This window comes from Streptacidiphilus jeojiensis, from assembly GCF_042510965.1.
GTDB classification, from domain to species: domain Bacteria; phylum Actinomycetota; class Actinomycetes; order Streptomycetales; family Streptomycetaceae; genus Streptacidiphilus; species Streptacidiphilus jeojiensis.
On sequence record NZ_JBEUKS010000015.1, the window covers coordinates 87,310 to 102,596 of the forward strand.

At 68.1% G+C, this 15,287-nt stretch carries 13 protein-coding genes; 4 read left to right on the top strand and 9 right to left on the bottom strand.

Annotated elements, in window-relative coordinates:
- Nucleotides 1-98: 98 nt before the first annotated feature.
- The 3 genes from ABUW04_RS32970 to ABUW04_RS32980 all read right to left on the bottom strand — a co-directional run bounded on the left by ABUW04_RS32970 (nucleotide 99) and on the right by ABUW04_RS32980 (nucleotide 3,525).
- Nucleotides 99-470 carry a hypothetical protein gene (locus ABUW04_RS32970; protein WP_380568120.1) on the bottom strand — a complete coding sequence of 124 codons (372 nt, stop codon included), beginning with the start codon at nucleotides 468-470 and terminating at the stop codon, nucleotides 99-101.
- A 1,388-nt stretch (nucleotides 471-1,858) separates the two neighbouring features.
- Entirely contained in the window at nucleotides 1,859-2,941 is a 1,083-nt protein-coding gene (locus ABUW04_RS32975) for an alpha/beta hydrolase (protein WP_380568121.1), read from the bottom strand.
- A 41-nt stretch (nucleotides 2,942-2,982) separates the two neighbouring features.
- Entirely contained in the window at nucleotides 2,983-3,525 is a 543-nt protein-coding gene (locus tag ABUW04_RS32980; RefSeq protein ID WP_380568122.1) for a YceI family protein, read from the bottom strand.
- Nucleotides 3,526-3,591: 66 nt separating this feature from the next.
- Here ABUW04_RS32980 and ABUW04_RS32985 point away from each other — a divergent pair, with 66 nt between their 5' ends.
- A complete protein-coding gene (locus tag ABUW04_RS32985) occupies nucleotides 3,592-4,065 on the top strand; it encodes a MarR family winged helix-turn-helix transcriptional regulator (protein ID WP_380568123.1) in 474 nt (157 codons plus the stop codon).
- Nucleotides 4,066-4,120: 55 nt separating this feature from the next.
- On the opposite strand, the gene ABUW04_RS32990 is transcribed toward ABUW04_RS32985, so the two are convergent.
- The 5 genes from ABUW04_RS32990 to ABUW04_RS33010 are packed head-to-tail and all read right to left on the bottom strand — an operon-like array spanning nucleotide 4,121 to nucleotide 12,231.
- Nucleotides 4,121-5,149, bottom strand: a complete 1,029-nt coding sequence (locus ABUW04_RS32990) for an oligopeptide/dipeptide ABC transporter ATP-binding protein (protein WP_380568124.1) — start codon at nucleotides 5,147-5,149, stop codon at nucleotides 4,121-4,123.
- Complete coding sequence (locus ABUW04_RS32995) at nucleotides 5,146-7,062, bottom strand: dipeptide/oligopeptide/nickel ABC transporter permease/ATP-binding protein (RefSeq protein WP_380568125.1); 1,917 nt, start codon at nucleotides 7,060-7,062, stop codon at nucleotides 5,146-5,148. The genes ABUW04_RS32990 and ABUW04_RS32995 overlap by 4 nt, the downstream gene beginning before the upstream one ends.
- Nucleotides 7,059-8,003, bottom strand: a complete 945-nt coding sequence (locus ABUW04_RS33000; RefSeq protein WP_380568126.1) for an ABC transporter permease — start codon at nucleotides 8,001-8,003, stop codon at nucleotides 7,059-7,061. The genes ABUW04_RS32995 and ABUW04_RS33000 overlap by 4 nt, the downstream gene beginning before the upstream one ends.
- A 6-nt stretch (nucleotides 8,004-8,009) precedes the next feature.
- Complete coding sequence (locus ABUW04_RS33005; protein WP_380568127.1) at nucleotides 8,010-9,548, bottom strand: ABC transporter substrate-binding protein; 1,539 nt, start codon at nucleotides 9,546-9,548, stop codon at nucleotides 8,010-8,012.
- Between the two features lie 37 nt (nucleotides 9,549-9,585).
- Nucleotides 9,586-12,231 carry a beta-mannosidase gene (locus ABUW04_RS33010; protein ID WP_380568128.1) on the bottom strand — a complete coding sequence of 882 codons (2,646 nt, stop codon included), beginning with the start codon at nucleotides 12,229-12,231 and terminating at the stop codon, nucleotides 9,586-9,588.
- Nucleotides 12,232-12,459: 228 nt separating this feature from the next.
- Here ABUW04_RS33010 and ABUW04_RS33015 point away from each other — a divergent pair, with 228 nt between their 5' ends.
- Together ABUW04_RS33015 and ABUW04_RS33020 are read left to right on the top strand one after the other, a co-directional pair.
- Entirely contained in the window at nucleotides 12,460-13,062 is a 603-nt protein-coding gene (locus tag ABUW04_RS33015) for a TetR/AcrR family transcriptional regulator (RefSeq protein WP_380568129.1), read from the top strand.
- 168 nt (nucleotides 13,063-13,230) lie between these two features.
- Entirely contained in the window at nucleotides 13,231-13,734 is a 504-nt protein-coding gene (locus ABUW04_RS33020) for a hypothetical protein (protein ID WP_380568130.1), read from the top strand.
- Between the two features lie 22 nt (nucleotides 13,735-13,756).
- Here the strand turns inward: ABUW04_RS33020 and ABUW04_RS33025 are convergent, their stop codons facing one another.
- Nucleotides 13,757-14,164 (bottom strand): carboxymuconolactone decarboxylase family protein, encoded by a 408-nt coding sequence (locus ABUW04_RS33025; RefSeq protein WP_030266136.1) that lies wholly within the window; start codon nucleotides 14,162-14,164, stop codon nucleotides 13,757-13,759.
- 105 nt (nucleotides 14,165-14,269) lie between these two features.
- Between ABUW04_RS33025 and ABUW04_RS33030 the strand changes: the two genes are divergently transcribed.
- Nucleotides 14,270-15,286: a LysR family transcriptional regulator gene (locus ABUW04_RS33030; protein WP_380568131.1), complete on the top strand. Its 1,017-nt coding sequence runs from the start codon at nucleotides 14,270-14,272 to the stop codon at nucleotides 15,284-15,286.
- Nucleotide 15,287: the final 1 nt, after the last annotated feature.

The following is a 15,287-nucleotide window of genomic DNA, read 5'->3' on the forward strand; positions in this document are numbered from 1 at the left end:
GCGACCGGAACCTGATCGGCGCACTGCGACGCAGGCGTCGTGGTTGCCAACAAGGGGAAGCCTCTCACCTTGTCGGTGAGAGGCTTCGAGAGTTAGGGCTACAGGTAGCTGTCCAGCGGCTCAGCCGCGTACGTGCCGTCGCGCAGTTGGACGTCGGTCAGCTCGAACGTCGAGCGGTGACCTTCGACGACCCGGATGAGGACGTTGCCGGCATTGCGTGTCGTGTCGTACAGCAGCGGATTTCCGTGTGCGTCCTGCGTGCCGAGCAGGGTGTACCGGCGCAGTTCCCTGCGCCGGTACACCCTGGCCTGGCGAACGAGACAGCCCAAACCGGAGAGCAGCATCGCGGCCACGACGGCGTAGAGCAGGTCGGACAGCGAGGGGTGGAGGAGGAAGTCCGCTGCGCTCCCTCCTGCAGGCTCTGGCTGGAGTGCCCAGAGGGAGCGGGGCGAGGGGTCGGCAGGCAGCATGCGTGTCTCCAACGGGCCGGGGCCCTGCGGGTGCTGGGCAACACGTACACAGTCGGCGGTTGTCGATTGGCCCTCCAGGGCAGGACGCATTGGCCCAGGTAAGGTCCGAACAAGCAGGCCTTTGTCCCGGACCGACCGGACAACAACGGGCCAGGGCAGGCGGCGTACCGGAGGATGACCGGCCGGCAACGCGGTAGACCCGGAATTGGCCCGTTGTCCCGGACAATCCGCAGACAACTCGTTGATCAGCGCCTCTGGCAAGAACAATGTTGGGTCGTGTTACCGCCGGTGGGCTGGCTTGCTCCAGCAGGAAGTGGAGTTGTTGCTCTTCGGTACGGGCCGCCCGGGGCGCGTGAACAGCTGTGGCACTGGGATGTCTAGTCGCTTTGGCCGTCGCTCAGCACCTCGATGTCGTCGGGTCTGGTGACCCACTCAAGGCCACCCAGGGGCGGACTCAGACCTCGGCGACGGGGCTGGCATTAACGGCGCTCTTGGCGCCACCAAAATCGGACCAACTTGTACCTATCTAGGTGTTCGACTCCGGCTTGATCTGACCCCATTTGCGGCAGTCCGCCCTGGTCAGCCACGGGGCCGGATCAGACCGGAAGTGGCCGTGTCCGCTTTGCGTTGAAGCCGGGTCGGACTGCAAGAGTGAGCCAGTTACGCCGACATCGCCACGGGGCCGTATCCCGGCAGCGGCCCGGGTGTTGAGAGCTGGCCGGACAGAAGTCCGACGCGGCCGGTCGAGCGGCTGCGGACGCGCTTGCCCTCAGCGGGGTGCGGCGGGAATGACGTGCTCATTGTCATGCCTCCCTCTTCTGGATCGGATCCCGCAGAGAGAGCGGCCTCGTGCCCGATTCATACACTGGAATGACCGGTTGGCCTTCTACTGTGAAGCCACCCGCTAGGCGGGGGCCGGGCTGCCGTAGCCGGGACGGCGAGGCCCAGCTGAGACGCTATTGCCGCGGGGGTCGCACCTCGCGCCGACAGTCCTGCCGCCCACGGACGGCCTTCCGTCCCTGGACCGCGACAAGTTCGCTACCTCGTCCGCCGCGGATGTGCCCAAGGGCCTGGCCACGTTCCTGGCCGACTCGCAGGTTCCCTGGGGCATCGATGCACTAGGTGGAGTTGTCTCCGAGGCAGCCCGGCGGCCAGGGCCGTCCTGGTATCTGGTCGCCACCGACGACCGCACGATCCCGCCGCGGCGCAGCATGCCATGGCCGAGCGTGCTGGTGCCAGCGTCACGTTCTAGGTCGCTGCCTTCGTCCCCGACGTCGGCGAGCAGTTGGGCAACCTGATCAACAAATTCCCCGGCAGCGTCATCCAAAGCTGCGACCCGGGGCGTGCCCTACGTCAACCCTGACTCAGTCACGGTCCTCACGAGACCGCTACCGGCCCGGTGAAGACGGACGATGATCACCCCCCTCGCCGGCTCGGCCGGTGCTCGTCGTGGTGAAGGCCAAGCGCAGGGCCGCCGCGGCCTCGAGCACCGCGTCGTGGGCTGCGGGGAGCAGTTGCGTCATGTTGGCGAAGCCGTGGGTGAGTCTCTCGTGTCGGCGTTGCACGACCGGGACGCCGGCCGCTGCGGCCCTGAGGGCGAACAACTCGCCTTCGTCGCGCACCACGTCGAAACCGGCGGTGGCGAGATACAGCGGGGGCAGGTCCGAGAGGTTCGGAGCGTGGATCGGAGCGACGCGCCAGTCGGCGTACTGGGATGTGTCGCGAATGTACATGGAGTCGAACAGTGCGATGTCCTTCTCCGTGAGCATGAGCCCACTGCCGAACAGGGTTCGCGAGGGCAACGGTGGTGCGGTGGTGGCCTCGACGACGGGATAGAACGCCAGCACGAACACGGGGCCCTTAACTTGCAGCGCGGTCACGATGGCGAGGTTGCCGCCTGCGCTGTCGCCGCCGAGTGCGATCCTGTTCGGGTCGATTCCCAGTGCATCGGCTTGCGCCATGACGTATTCGACGGCTGTCGTGCTGTCCTCGACGGCAGCGGGAAACGGATGTTCAGGCGCGAGCCGGTAGTCCACCGAGAGCACCGCGAGACCGCCGTGCGACGCGAGCAGTCGGCACAGGTGGTCGTGGCTGTCCAGGTCGCCGAGGACGAATCCGCCACCGTGGAAATACACCAGCAGCGGCGAGTCGGTCGCTAGCCCTGGGGGCCTGTAGAGCCGGGCATGGATGCTGCCGTCGCAGATGTCCAGGTTCTGGGTCTGCACGGATCGGATCTTCGGCGCGTTGATGGCGGCGGTGAAGAGCTCGTACTGCCGGCGGACGACGGCGAGATCGGTTTCGCGGCCGGCCGAGCCGGCCCCGAGTCGACGTCGGATCGTCATCAACAGTTGGGTGTCGAGATCCAGCTCCTGCCCGTCGAGATGAATCGGCCGGCCCGCGATCCACCGGCGCAGCGGTGCCGGCAGGGCGAACAGGCTGTGCAGCGCGATTCGCGTGATCGGCAACAGCACCGGTGACCTCCTGGATTGTCTGCGCGAGCGCCCGGCTGGGATCACTGGTGGGCGTGGACGGTGGCGGTCAGTTGCAGGTAGCGGCCCGCCATGCCCTTCATTGCGGTGATGCCGTGGGCATGGCGGTCGACGGTTGCTGTGGCAACGACTCGGAGAGTGCCGCCTTCGACGGCGGATTCGATCACGGTGAACTCGACCGGAGCATCCTCACCGTGTGCCGTGAGCGTTCCGCGAAGCGTCCAGCGACCGTCGATGTTCACTGCTCCGGCCGACGCGAAGTTGATCTCCTGGTACGAAGCGGAGTCGAGGAAGGCCCCTGACAGCACCTTCTCGTCTCGGCCCCGGTGTCCGCTTGAGAAGCTGGCGGCATCGGCCACCACTACTGCACCGCTGGCGATGGTTGGCGTGGCGACCGTGATCCGTCCGGAGCGCAGGGTGAACGTGCCGGTCACCGTGCCGAGCCCGAACATGTGCTTGGTCGTGAAATCGATGGTTGACCTGCTGGGATCGATCACGTAGTCGCCCGCAGGGGGGACGGTCACTGGCACCGGCGTGCCCGGTTTCGTCATCGGTTGAATTTTCATGTATTCGAGGCTAGCACCGATGCATGAAAATTCAAGACATGAAAATTCAAGTGGTAGGCTTCACGCATGTCGACGGTCGAACAACACAGTCAGGAACCGCAGTGGTTGACTGTTCCGCAGCTGCGTGCGTGGCGTGAGTTGACGTTCTTGATGGGGCAGCTGCCGACGGTGTTGGACGCTCAGCTCAAGCGCGATGCCGGCCTGAGTTACCTGGAGTACTACGTGATGGCGGGCCTGACGGAGCAGCCGAATCATGAGATGCGACTGTCCGACTTGGCCAGCCGCTCCAGCGCGGAGCTTTCCCGTCTGTCGCATCTGATCAGCAGACTCGAACGGCGCGGCTTCGTGCGGCGCATGACGGACGGCGATGACCGCCGGTTCACCAGAGCCGTCATGACCGAAGCCGGACTCGCACACATGGCGGAGGCGGCTCCCGCGCATGTCGAAGAGGTCCGCGGGCTCGTCTTCGACGTCCTTGACGACTCGGAAGTCGAAGTCCTGCGCAGTTGCGTAGAAAAGATCAACAAGCAACTGCGCTGACGCGGGCGGATCAGCTACTGGCCAGGCAAGGTCTCCACGGCATTGGGGCCGGGGATCAGACCTTCTCGTCAACACTCCCGGAAGTGTGGCTGTCTCCTTCGCCGGAGGGGAACAGGTGACAGGCGACCACGGACTCGCCGACCTTGACGCGGGCCGGGCGTTGCTGTCTGCAGATGTCCTCGACGTGCGGGCACCGCCCGGCGAAGGGACAGCCACTGTGGGCAACCGTCAGGGGCTCGGTGACCGTGACGCGGGCCAACCGTCGCTCCCGCTGGGCGGCCACGTCGGCCACAGGTGCCGCCGCGACCAGGGCGGCGGTGTAGGGGTGCAGGGGGTGGCCGGTGACCTGCGCGGCCGGGCCGGTCTCCATGACCTGGCCCCGGTACAGGACGACGACGCGATCGCAGAGGTTGCGGACGACCGCGAGGTTGTGGCCGATGAACAAGTAGGCCAGGCCGAGATCGGCACGCAGGTCGGCGAGCAGATTGAGGATCTGGGCCTGTGTGGACAGGTCCAGAGCGCTCACCGGCTCGTCGCAGATGACCAGCTTGGGATTGCTGGCCAGGGCCCGGGCGATGGCGATGCGCTGGCGCTGGCCACCGGAGAAGGCGGCCGGGTAGCGGTTCGCGGCGTCGGCGGGCAGCCCGACCTGGTCGAGCAGGCTCTGCACTCGGGCCCGGGCCTGCTCGGCTGTCATCGCCCGGTGGGTCAGTAGTGGTTCGGTGAGCGTCTGACTGATCGTTCGCGCTGGGTTCAGCGAGCCGTACGGGTCCTGGAAGACCACCTGAAGGTCGGCGGTAAGCGCTCCGCGCCGTTCGGCGGGTACCGAGGTGATGTCCGTGTCTTCGAAGCGGATCCGGCCGCTGCTCGGCGCGGTCAGACCGAGCACCGCCCGTCCGATGGTCGATTTCCCTGATCCGGACTCCCCGACGAGCCCGACCGCCTCGCCGGCCCCGACGTTCAGCGTGACGTCGTCCACCGCGGTGTGCGTCCGCCTGCGTCGGCCGTAGGACACTCGCAGGTGGTCGATTTCCAGCAGCCGGGCAGCCGAGTGGGGCTGCACTTGCTCAGGTGTCGGGGTCATCGGCCGGGCTCCGGGGCGAGGTCGTGGCCGCGGACGCAGCGGGTGGTGCGCGGGGATGGGCCGGAGACGTCCATGAGCGGGATCGGTCCTTTCTTGCAGGCGTCCGTGGCGAGTGCGCAGCGGGCGGCGAACCGGCAGCCCTCGGGCCACGCGTCCGGTGCGGGCACCGAGCCGGGGATCACCGGCAGGCGTCCCGCGGTGTCCAGGCTCGGCATCGACCGGAGCAGCGCGCGGGTGTAGGGGTGGCGGGGTGCGCCCAGAACGCTGTCGGTCTCTCCCTGCTCGACGATCTGCCCGGCGTACATGACCGCGACGCGGTCGCAGACGTCTGCGACGACTCCGATGTCGTGGGAGACCAGCACCAGGGCGCGTTCACCCGTGGCGACGACGTTCCGGAACAGGTCGAGGATCGCTGCCTGGACGGTGACGTCCAGTGCGGTGGTGGGCTCGTCGGCGATCAGCAGGGCCGGGTCGCCGGTCAGGGCCAGGGCGATTGCGACGCGCTGCGCCATGCCTCCGGAGATCTGGTGGGGGTGGCATCTCATCACGCGGTCGGGGTCGTCGACGCCCACCTCTCGGAGAAGGTCCCGAGCCCGTGCAGCCGCGGTGCGGCGGGTGGCGCCGAAATGGCGCAGGGCTGCCCGCAGCTGGTTCCCGACGGTGTAGCAGGGGTCCAAGGCGGCCATGGGCTCCTGCGCGATGTAGGCGACGCCTCGCCCCCTGACCCGGCTCAGACGCCGCTCCGTGGTGCCGGCCAGTTCCTCGCCCGCGAACCGTACCGAGCCTGCGGTGATCTGCCCGTCGATGGGTAGCAGACCGGGGATTGCCAGGGCAGTGACGGTCTTTCCGGAGCCGGACTCGCCGACCAGGCCGAGGGTTTCGCCCTTGCGGACGGTGAAGGTGACACCGTCGACGACCGGGCCGCAGGGGAATGCGACGACGAGCCCGTGGACGCCCAGCAGCGTTTCCGGGTCGGTGTCCCGCCGCTGAACAGCAGGCGGGGCCAGGACGGTACGGCGATGCCGGACGGGACGGGGCGTGGGGCCGCCCGGAAGCGCGTCACGGACCGTGTTGGCGATGAGGTTGAAGGCGATGACGGTCAGGATCAGTACCGCGCCGGGCGGCACCAGGAGCCAGGAATCGACGGTGATGTTCTGCGACGCCTCGTAGATCATCTGGCCCCAGGAGGGGGCCTCCGGGGAACCGCCCAGACCGAGGAACGACAGCGAGGACAGCACGATGACGCAGATCGCCATGCTGGTGGCCGCGAGCATGATGACCGGCGCGACCACGGTCGGCAGCACGTGCCGGAACAGGATGGTCCGCAGCGGCAGACCGGACACGCGGGCGGCGTCGACGAACAACTCGTCCCGCACCGTGCGGGTGGAGTTGCGTACCAGCCGGGTCGCGGCTCCGGCTCCCAGCACGCCGAGCACGGCCATCATCACCACGGTGTTCTGCGGGTAGATGACCGCGAGCGCGACCAGCACGACGAACGCGGGAACGGCGAAGGTGAGGTCGACCAGCCAGGAGATGACGGCGTCGGCGATCCCGCCGCGGTATCCGCTGAGCAGGCCGGCCGGGAGCCCGAGGGCCACGGCGATCGCGGTGGCCTCCGCGGCACCCCACAGTAGGGTGTCGCCGCCGTGCATCAGCCGGGACAGGACATCGCGGCCGAGACTGTCGGTGCCAAGCCAGTGCGTCGCCGACGGCGGCTTGAGCAGTTCGGTGAGGTTCTGCGTCAGCGGGTCGAACGGTGCGAGCTGGTCGGCGAAGACGCTGGTGAGCACGGTGAGGACCAGCCAGGCGATGGCCGTCAGCGCCAGGGGCGAGGCTGCGAGTGCGCGGCCGGCCCGCGCCGCCGGGCCGGCCGGCCCGACCGGGCTGTCGGCATGGTGAACGACGCTGTTCATGGACGCCTCGTCTTGGGGTTCAGGACCCCGATCAACAGGTCGACGGCGAGGTTGACGATGACGACGCCGACCGCGAAGACCAGGACGACGCCCTGGACGACGGGGACGTCGTGCCCCAGGACACCCGACAGCAACTGGGAACCGAGACCGGGCAGGTTGAAGATCTGCTCCACTGCCACCGTTCCGGCCAGCAGCCCCACCGTGTTGAAGCCGACGGCGGTGACGATCGGAGCGGCGGCGTTGCGCAGGCCGTGCTTGAGGACCTGGCGCCGGCGTGGAATGCCCAGTGCCCGGACGGTTCGGACGTAGTCGGCGTCCAGCGCCTCGGCCACGGCACTGCGGGCCTGGAGGAAGATCGGGCCGATCGGGGCCAGTGACAGGGCGATGACCGGCAGGATCAGTGATCGCAGCCACTGCCCCGGGGACTGGTTCAGCTGCACGTACCCGGTCGCGGGGAACACCCGGTAGTGGATGGCGAAGAGGTACACCAGGCCGACCCCTATCCAGTAATTGGGGACGGCCGTCACTGCTCCGGCGGCCAGCTGCAGGATCCGGTCGACGGTGCCGCCGCGCCGCAGCGCGGCCCAGATGCCAAGGGCTGTTCCGACTGCGGCTGTGACCAGCGTCGACAGCAGGGCCAGCGACAGGGTCACCGGCAGCGCCGTCGACAGCAGCCGGCCCACGCTCTCGCTGGTGATCCATGACCTGCCGAGGTCGCCGCGTAGCAGGTTGGCGCACGTCGACAGGTATTGGTCCAGTGGCGAGCGGTGCAGTCCGAAGGCGGCGTCGAGCTGGTCGCGCTGCGCCGCTGTCGAGGTGTTGCCCAGGACGTACGCGGCCGGGTCGCCGTGGATCAGCTGCTGGAGGAAGAACGCCGCGGTCCAGACGACGAGCAGCAGCGGGACCGCGCCTGCGGCGCGCCGTAGCGCGAGGCTCCCCATGGCCGGCTACTTCGCCGGGTGCAGCGACGACAGCAGGCAGGTTGCCAAGCCGAGGTCGGTGCAGCTGACGGTATTGGCGGTCGAGTAGGTCAAGCCGACGGTGCCGACCATGACGAACCAGGCCTGCTGGTTGATGGTGGCGACCGCCTGATCGATGGCCGTCGACTGCGCGGTGCCCGTCGTGCCGAGGACCTGGGCGGCGAGGGCTTGGATTTGCGCATTCTGCTGCGGGGTGTGCGGGCCGAAGTTGGCGGACACCAGTGACGCGATGCTCTGCGCGGCCGGGTCCATGCTCCACTCGAACACCATGCTGGCCCACCGTCCCGAGGTCGCCTGCTGCACGAAGTCGGTGTTGTGGTCGGAGATCTGCACCGTCACACCGATCGCGCGCAGGTACCCGGCGACGGCCTGGGCCAGCAGGTCCCCGCTCTGGGTGCTGAGCATCGGCAGGGTGAAGCCGTCGGGGTAGCCGGCCTGCGCCAGCAGGGCTTTGGCCTTGGCCGGGTCGTACGGATAGGAGGCGGCGGCGTTCGCCTGGTAGCCGGGGCTGTCCGGGCCGACGACCAGTGAAGTCGCGGTCCCATCGGCGCCGAAGCCCAGGGCCGCGATGGCCTTGCGGTCCACGGCGTAGTTCAGCGCCTGCCGGACCCGGACGTCCCCCAACGGCTTGACTGCCGCGCCGGCTTCGTCGTTGATCCAGATGCCGGCCGTGGTGATCTGGGGGGCGGGCACGACCGTCAGACCGGCGGCTTTGTCGGCGGCGTTGGTCTGCGCGGCGCCCTGCGCCACTTGCACCTGGCCGGACCGGACGGCCGAGTCGAGGGCCTGCTGGGAGCTGTAGACCCGCAGTGTGACCTTGCCGTAGGGGAAGGCCGCTTTGTTCCAGTAGGTCGCGCGTCGGGTGAAGGTGTACTGCTGGCCGGAGGTCGTGCCGGAGGCGTCCAGGGTGTAGGGGCCCGAGCCGTCCGGTTGGTCGTTCAGACTCGAAGGATGGGCCAGGGCCTTCGGGCTCACGATGAACCCGGCTCCGGTGGCGAAGTCGAAGGGCAGGTCCGTGACGGGCACCGTCGAGGTGAAGCGGACCGTGGTCGCGTTCACCACCGTCGTGGTGAGGTTCTTGATGTACGTGACGAGGCTGCCGGCCGGTGAAGCGGTCCTGGCGTAGTCGAAGTTGGCCTTGACCGCGGCAGCGTCCAGGGGTGTCCCGTCGGCGAAGGTGATCCCCGGGCGCAGTGTCATCTCAAGGGTGGTGGGGTTCGGTTCGGTCCAGGAGGTGGCGATGCCGGGGCCCACCTTGTCGGGGCCGGTCAGCGTCGTCAGCGAGTCGTAGACGGCCGAGGTGTAGTTGAGGCTGTAGTTCGGGCCGTTGGGGACGAGCCACGGGTTGAAGTTGATCGTGGCGAACTGCAGGCCGATCGCTATGGTGCTGGTTCCGCCGCTGCCGGAGGTGGTCGTGGGGGCGGAGGACGGGCCGCCGCAGGCTGCCACGGCGGTGGCGGTCAGGGCCGTTATCGCTGCGCAGAGTGCTGCACGCTTGGCGAACATTGGAAGGCTCCCTTCGTCGTTGATGGGTGGGCCGGGATCAGGGTCGGACGGTGGGCCTCGGGCCGTAGCAGGCGATGTGGAGATCACGCAGGTCGAAGTCCGTTGGCAGGCCCGCGATTTCGATCGTGTGCTGGTCGCCATCGCGCAGGTCGACGTAGTTGCTGTTGTAGCGGCAGCCGGGTGTGCCGGTGGAGACCCTGGCCATGTACGTGAAGCCCTCGGAGGCGAGGGTCACCGAGGCGGTGCTCCGGCCGTTGCGTTCGACGGCGGCCTTCAGGCGGCCCGCACTGAAGTCGATGTTCTTCAGACGGTCGAAGAACAGTCGATTGTCGGGGAAGCATCCGTCGTCGGATGAGACCCAGGCGTACGCCTGCGTCCCCGGGACCTGGCCGTGCCAGACCTGCCGCGACTCCATCGCCCCGAGGTCCACCGGGACCAGTTCGTCCCACAGGCGGGCTCCGGCGAACTCGGCCAATTCGATCCGTGCCGTGGTCCGGACGGGTGCAGGCGTGCTGTTGGTGACCCAAAGCTGGAGGCCGCCGTCGTCGGTCTGGTGGAAGCTCGCCAGGACCGGGGCGAAGGCGCGTTGGAGGGCGTAGTACCCGGCCTTGGGCACCAGGTCGTAGTCGATGACCGACCAGCTCATCCCGGGCCAGCAGTCGTTGAACTGCCAGACCAGGGCCCCATTGTTGGAAGGCTGGAGGTGGCGGTAGTGCTCGACCCCGAACTTCAGGCCCTCGGCCTGGCAGGCCATGGAGAAGTCGACGAACTGTTCGATGCTGCTGGGCGTCCCTGTCTCGTAAGACATGAGCGCCTCGCCCTTGTTCTTGGGCACGTCCTTGATCCGCTGCAGCAGGCCGGCCGAGCCCAGGCTCGGCGGTTCTGCGGCGGTCCAGCGCTGAAGCGTGGCCAGCTCGGGTGCGGCGTGGATGCCGAACTCGCTGATGAATTTGCCGTGGTCGTACCGGTAGCGGTCCCAGTGCACCTTCGCACCGGGGGAGGGGAACTCGGTCGGGCCGCCTGCGCCGATGTCGGCGCCGTGCCAGACCTCCCAGGCATGACGATCGCCCTGGGTCACGCCGTTGATCTGCAGCGGTACATCGGCCCATGGGCTGCCCGGCCAGTACGGCACCGAGGGGCAGTCCCGCGCTACGGTCTCGGGGAACATCTTGTGGAAGAAGTGCCAGCCCCAGTTGCCGGGTGCGACGGAGCGGGTGACCAGGGCGTGCATGCCTTCGATCTCGTTGTTGCCGCACCACAGCGCCAGGCTCGGGTGATTGCGGAGACGCCTTACCTGGAAGGTCGCCTCCTGGGCCACTTCGGAGTGAAGGCCGGGGTCTTCGCTCGGGTAGTCCGTGCAGGCGAACATGAAGTCCTGCCAGACGAGGATTCCCAGCTCGTCGCAGGCGTCGTAGAAGGACTCGTGCTCATAGGTGCCGCCGCCCCAGACCCGGAGCATGTTCATGTTGCTGTGGCGGGCCAGTTCCACGAGGTTCCGGTACGTGCTCTCGGGGATCGATCCGATGAACATCGAAGCGGGGATCCAGTTCGCGCCGCGTGCGTAGATGGGCGTGCCGTTCAGCAGGAAGCGGAACAGCCGGCCGCCCGCGGCGGTATCGGCTGAGCGGTCCAGGGTCATGGTCCTCAGGCCGATTCGGTCGGTGACTTGGTCGATGGGCCCCTCGCTGCCGGTCAGCGCAATGGTCAGGGTGTACAGCGGCTGCTCGCCGAGGTCGTGCGTCCACCAGAGTTGGGCGTCCTCGACGGTGACCTGGGCCGTTCCCCGCGCGATGCCCTCAGGTGTCAATGCCATGGGGATTGCGGTGGTGAAGAGGCGGCCGTCCGGCGCGGTCAGCACCGCGGTCGCGGAGACGCGGCCGCCGGTCTCGGGACGGGGGACGGCAGTCTCGGCCTCGACGTCGACCTGGACGACGGCGCGCCGCCGGACCGGGTCCACCGAGCGGGCGTAGGCGTGGTGGGCGGTGATGGTGGCGCGGCTCTCGGCCACGATTTCGACCGGCGCGTGGATGCCGATGGAGGGGAGCCGCGGGGCGAAGTCCCAGCCCCAGGAGAAGGTGGGCTTGCGGCGCAGTGTGAGTTCGGGGCCGGTGGACAGCACGCCCGGTGGCATCGCACTTCGCTCGGGGTCGGCGTCGTCGCCCGTCCGCATGGCCAGCAAGCCCTGCCGGCGCAGTTCGGCGACCCGGGCGATCTCGGCAGGAGCCGTGATCCCGACCAGCGGCGGTGCGAAACGGACAACGAGAGTGTTCCGTTGCTCGCCGGTTCCGGTGAGGTCGAAGGCGGCGGGGCGGAAGGCGTTCTCGTGGGTTCCCAGCAGGGTGCCGTTGAGCCAGACCGAGGCCACTGTGTCCAGCCCGTGGAAGACCAGTTGGAGCCGGTCGGCCTCCCGGGCCCGGTCGGACAGCGTGAACTCGGTCCGGTACCACCAGGCGCGCTCCTCGATCCAGGCCGCCCTCACCTCGTTCTCGTCCAGAAAGGGGTGGGCGAGTTCTCCGGACGCGATCAGGGATTCGTGGACTCCGCCGGGTACCACGGCTGGGCGCCAGGTCAGGTTGGCAGGCAGTTGGCTCGGTGCGGTGACCGTCAGATCAGTGCCGGCCAGCTCGAACGTGCCGACCGGCCAACTGGCCCGAGCGGAGCTTCGGGTGCGGAGATCAGGCATGGGTGTCTCCTTGGAAGAGCGCCAGGATGAATAAACTAAGGAGTACTAGGTTTTATGGTCGGGGGTTGGCCTTGGCGGCCGTTGGGCGCGGTGACGGGTCGGGGGTGCTGTCGTGACGGCGACACTAGAACTAAAACCCGAGGATGACTAGGTTTCTTGCGCATGTTTCCGAGTGACACTAGGTTTTTCGTCGAAGACCGGATCCCGACCCCGACAGGTGGCGACCTCATGGCACGTGAAGAGCAGCGTGGCTCGTATCCCAAGGGCGTCGCCAAGCGCGCGGAGATCCTGCGCGCGGCCCTTCGCCTCTACGGCGAGGCCGACCAGCAGCAGGCGCCCTCGCTCAAACAGATCGCCGATGCCGTTGGGCTGACGGAGGCCGGCGTTCTGCACTACTTCGACAGCAAGGACGACATGCTCCTGTCGGTACTTGCCATGCGAGACGAGGTGGCCCGTGAACTCTTCGACATGGACACCTGGGAGGGGAACTACAGGGCGCTCAAGCACACCTACGAGACGCCGGGCGAAGTCAAGCTCTACGTCGACATGCTTGTTGCCTCGGCCAACACCGGCCATCCCGCGCACGCGTTCATGAACGCCCGCAACGCCCGGCTCCAAGCACGGCTTCGGTCACTGCTCGGAGAGGCCGGAGCGGACGGCTGGCTGCCCCGCACCCTTGTGGCCACCCTGGAGGGCCTGCAACTGCAATGGCTCCGCGATCCGAGCCTCGACGTCGTCGAGGACATGCGACGCCTCCACGAGGCCTTGGTGCTACCCGCCTTGCGGCAGCGAGAAAACGCCGGCCGGCCCACCGACCAGGAAGCCGAGTAGACCAGGCTCCGGCATGCCTGCGCAAAGCGCGTCCACTCTTGCGCGCATACCGGACGATGGCAGCAGCCGAGGTCCTCCCCAGGCACATTCCTGAGGCGGCAGACGGCGGACACCGCCTTTGAGTAGCCTTTCCAGCCCAGACTTTAAGTGGACATGGCTGGGGGAGCGATGGCTGACGTGGACAAGAAGAAGGACTGGGGCTGGGTGGGGACGATCGGCGCGGGGCTCGCGGTCGCCGCGTTCTTCGGGATCCACAACTTCTCGGAGCTGAAGGCCGCGCTCGGCGGTGCCCCCACCGCAACCCCAGCCGCTGCGGTCAGCCCGACGTGCAGCCCCGTTCAGAAGATCCTGGACCATTGCGGCATGGCGTACTTCGCCCTGTCAGGGGGATGGCAGGCCACCGGACCGTGCGGCGAGACCAGCTGCCCATTGAGCGGGACGTTCGTGAACGAGGGCAGCGTGTCCGGAACGGCGAGTGTGACCTTCTACCTCCATGCGAAGGCCAGCGACGGGACGACCAACGAGCCCGCAGTCCTCGGACAGTGCACCGCGGTAATCCCTGACACCCCACCCGAAGGGGTGGTCAGCGCCGCGTGCACGATCTGGTCGCCCAGCACCGGGGGTGTCCCCGAACTCGGCGTCTCCGAGAACATCAACAACCCCATCGGCTGAAGAATCCGGCAAGCAACGACCTTCAGGCCTGTCGGCGGGAGGCGAGGAGCTCGGTCACCGCCTGCGAGGCCTGGACCGCCCGGGCGAAGCCTGCAGGGATGGTGGTGAGGTAGACGATCTCCTTCAGTTCGTCCTCGGTGACCCCGGCGTTCAGGGCATAGCCGCCGTGGATCTTGATGAAGTCGCCGAGGCCGAGTGCCGCGAACGCGGCGACCAGCGCGAGTTGGCGGGTGCGCACATCCAGCACCGTGCGGGCGAGGATCTCACCGACGGCATAGGAGGTGAGGGCATTGGCCAGGAAGGGGAAGTCCCGGTCGAGCGACTCCAGCAGGGCCGGGTTCGGGTCCCCGCTCAGTTCCGCGGCGATCCTCTCACCCCGCTGCCGCCGGGTAGCCGTGGTCTCGTTCGGGTCTACGGCGTTGGCAGGCACGGTGTTCTCCTTGCGGTAGCGCTGGTTGGGGCAATCACCACCAGTCAACCCCGCGCGGCGGTCGACCTGAAGGACCGATCCGGTGGCCACTGATACCGTGGAAGTATGAATGAGCTGGAGACTCGACAGCTCCGATACTTCGTCGCGGTGGCGGAAGAACTCCATTTCGGACGCGCCGCCGAACGCCTCGGCATGGCACAGCCGCCGCTGTCCCGGGCGATCCGCGAACTGGAACACCAACTCGGCGTCGCGCTGCTCAAGCGCACCACGCGCCAGGTCGCGCTCACGCCGGCCGGGCAGGTCCTGCTGGGTGACGCCCGGAATGTGCTCGACGCGATCAGCGCAGCCGGTCGACGCGCCCAGCACGCCGGAGAACCCGAACCGCGCCTACGCCTGGCACTCAAGGCCGACATCGACGGCGGCCTGCTGCCGCAGATCCTTGACGCCTATGCCCAGGATGAGGCGGCCCTGCCGGTCGAACTGGTCCTCGGCCCGTTCGGCGATCAAGCACCGGCCCTGTACGACGGCCGCGCCGACACCGCGCTCCTGCTCGACCCTGTCGACCAGCACGGGCTGGACTACGAACCGCTGCTCACCGAGCCGTTCCTGATTGCCCTGGCGGCGACTGATCCGCTGGCCGCCCGACTCTCCCTGCGCTTGGCCGACCTGGCGGGCCGCTCCCTTCCCGACGGATCTCCCGCGGAGGAAGGCCCCGCCCACAGGTCGCACGGACGGACCGCGGTACACGACCAGCCATCCGATCCGGTTCGGGGCGACACAGCCACGCCTGGCACCGTGCAAGACGCCTCGGACCTGCCGCAGATCCTCCGGCTGGTCGAACTCAGCCGAATCGTCTGCTTCCTTCCAGCCTCGGTCACCCGGCGCTACACACGGCCCGAGGTCGCCTACCTGCCGGTCGACGACCTGGCACCGGCCACGCTGGCCGTCGCCTGGCCCCAGGCCTCGCGCTCGCCAGCGGTCGCTGCCTTCGTTCGCGCGGCCGCCACCGTTGCCGCCGCCCCACGAGAGACACGAGACATCACGGACAGCACCCACCTCACTCCGGACATTCACAGCGGCACGGGGTCGCTAATGGGCCAGGGACACGAAACGGCGCCCTGAA

What these genes read in the sequence shown, in the direction of transcription:
- ABUW04_RS32995 (WP_380568125.1), bottom strand. Translation starts at nt 7,062, where the DNA reads ATGAACAGCGTCGTTCACCATGCCGACAGCCCGGTCGGGCCGGCCGGC.
- ABUW04_RS33015 (WP_380568129.1), top strand. Translation starts at nt 12,460, where the DNA reads ATGGCACGTGAAGAGCAGCGTGGCTCGTATCCCAAGGGCGTCGCCAAG.
- ABUW04_RS32985 (WP_380568123.1), top strand. Translation starts at nt 3,592, where the DNA reads ATGTCGACGGTCGAACAACACAGTCAGGAACCGCAGTGGTTGACTGTT.
- ABUW04_RS33000 (WP_380568126.1), bottom strand. Translation starts at nt 8,003, where the DNA reads ATGGGGAGCCTCGCGCTACGGCGCGCCGCAGGCGCGGTCCCGCTGCTG.
- ABUW04_RS33020 (WP_380568130.1), top strand. Translation starts at nt 13,231, where the DNA reads ATGGCTGACGTGGACAAGAAGAAGGACTGGGGCTGGGTGGGGACGATC.
- ABUW04_RS33010 (WP_380568128.1), bottom strand. Translation starts at nt 12,231, where the DNA reads ATGCCTGATCTCCGCACCCGAAGCTCCGCTCGGGCCAGTTGGCCGGTC.
- ABUW04_RS32980 (WP_380568122.1), bottom strand. Translation starts at nt 3,525, where the DNA reads ATGAAAATTCAACCGATGACGAAACCGGGCACGCCGGTGCCAGTGACC.
- ABUW04_RS33005 (WP_380568127.1), bottom strand. Translation starts at nt 9,548, where the DNA reads ATGTTCGCCAAGCGTGCAGCACTCTGCGCAGCGATAACGGCCCTGACC.
- ABUW04_RS33030 (WP_380568131.1), top strand. Translation starts at nt 14,270, where the DNA reads ATGAATGAGCTGGAGACTCGACAGCTCCGATACTTCGTCGCGGTGGCG.
- ABUW04_RS32990 (WP_380568124.1), bottom strand. Translation starts at nt 5,149, where the DNA reads ATGACCCCGACACCTGAGCAAGTGCAGCCCCACTCGGCTGCCCGGCTG.
- ABUW04_RS32970 (WP_380568120.1), bottom strand. Translation starts at nt 470, where the DNA reads ATGCTGCCTGCCGACCCCTCGCCCCGCTCCCTCTGGGCACTCCAGCCA.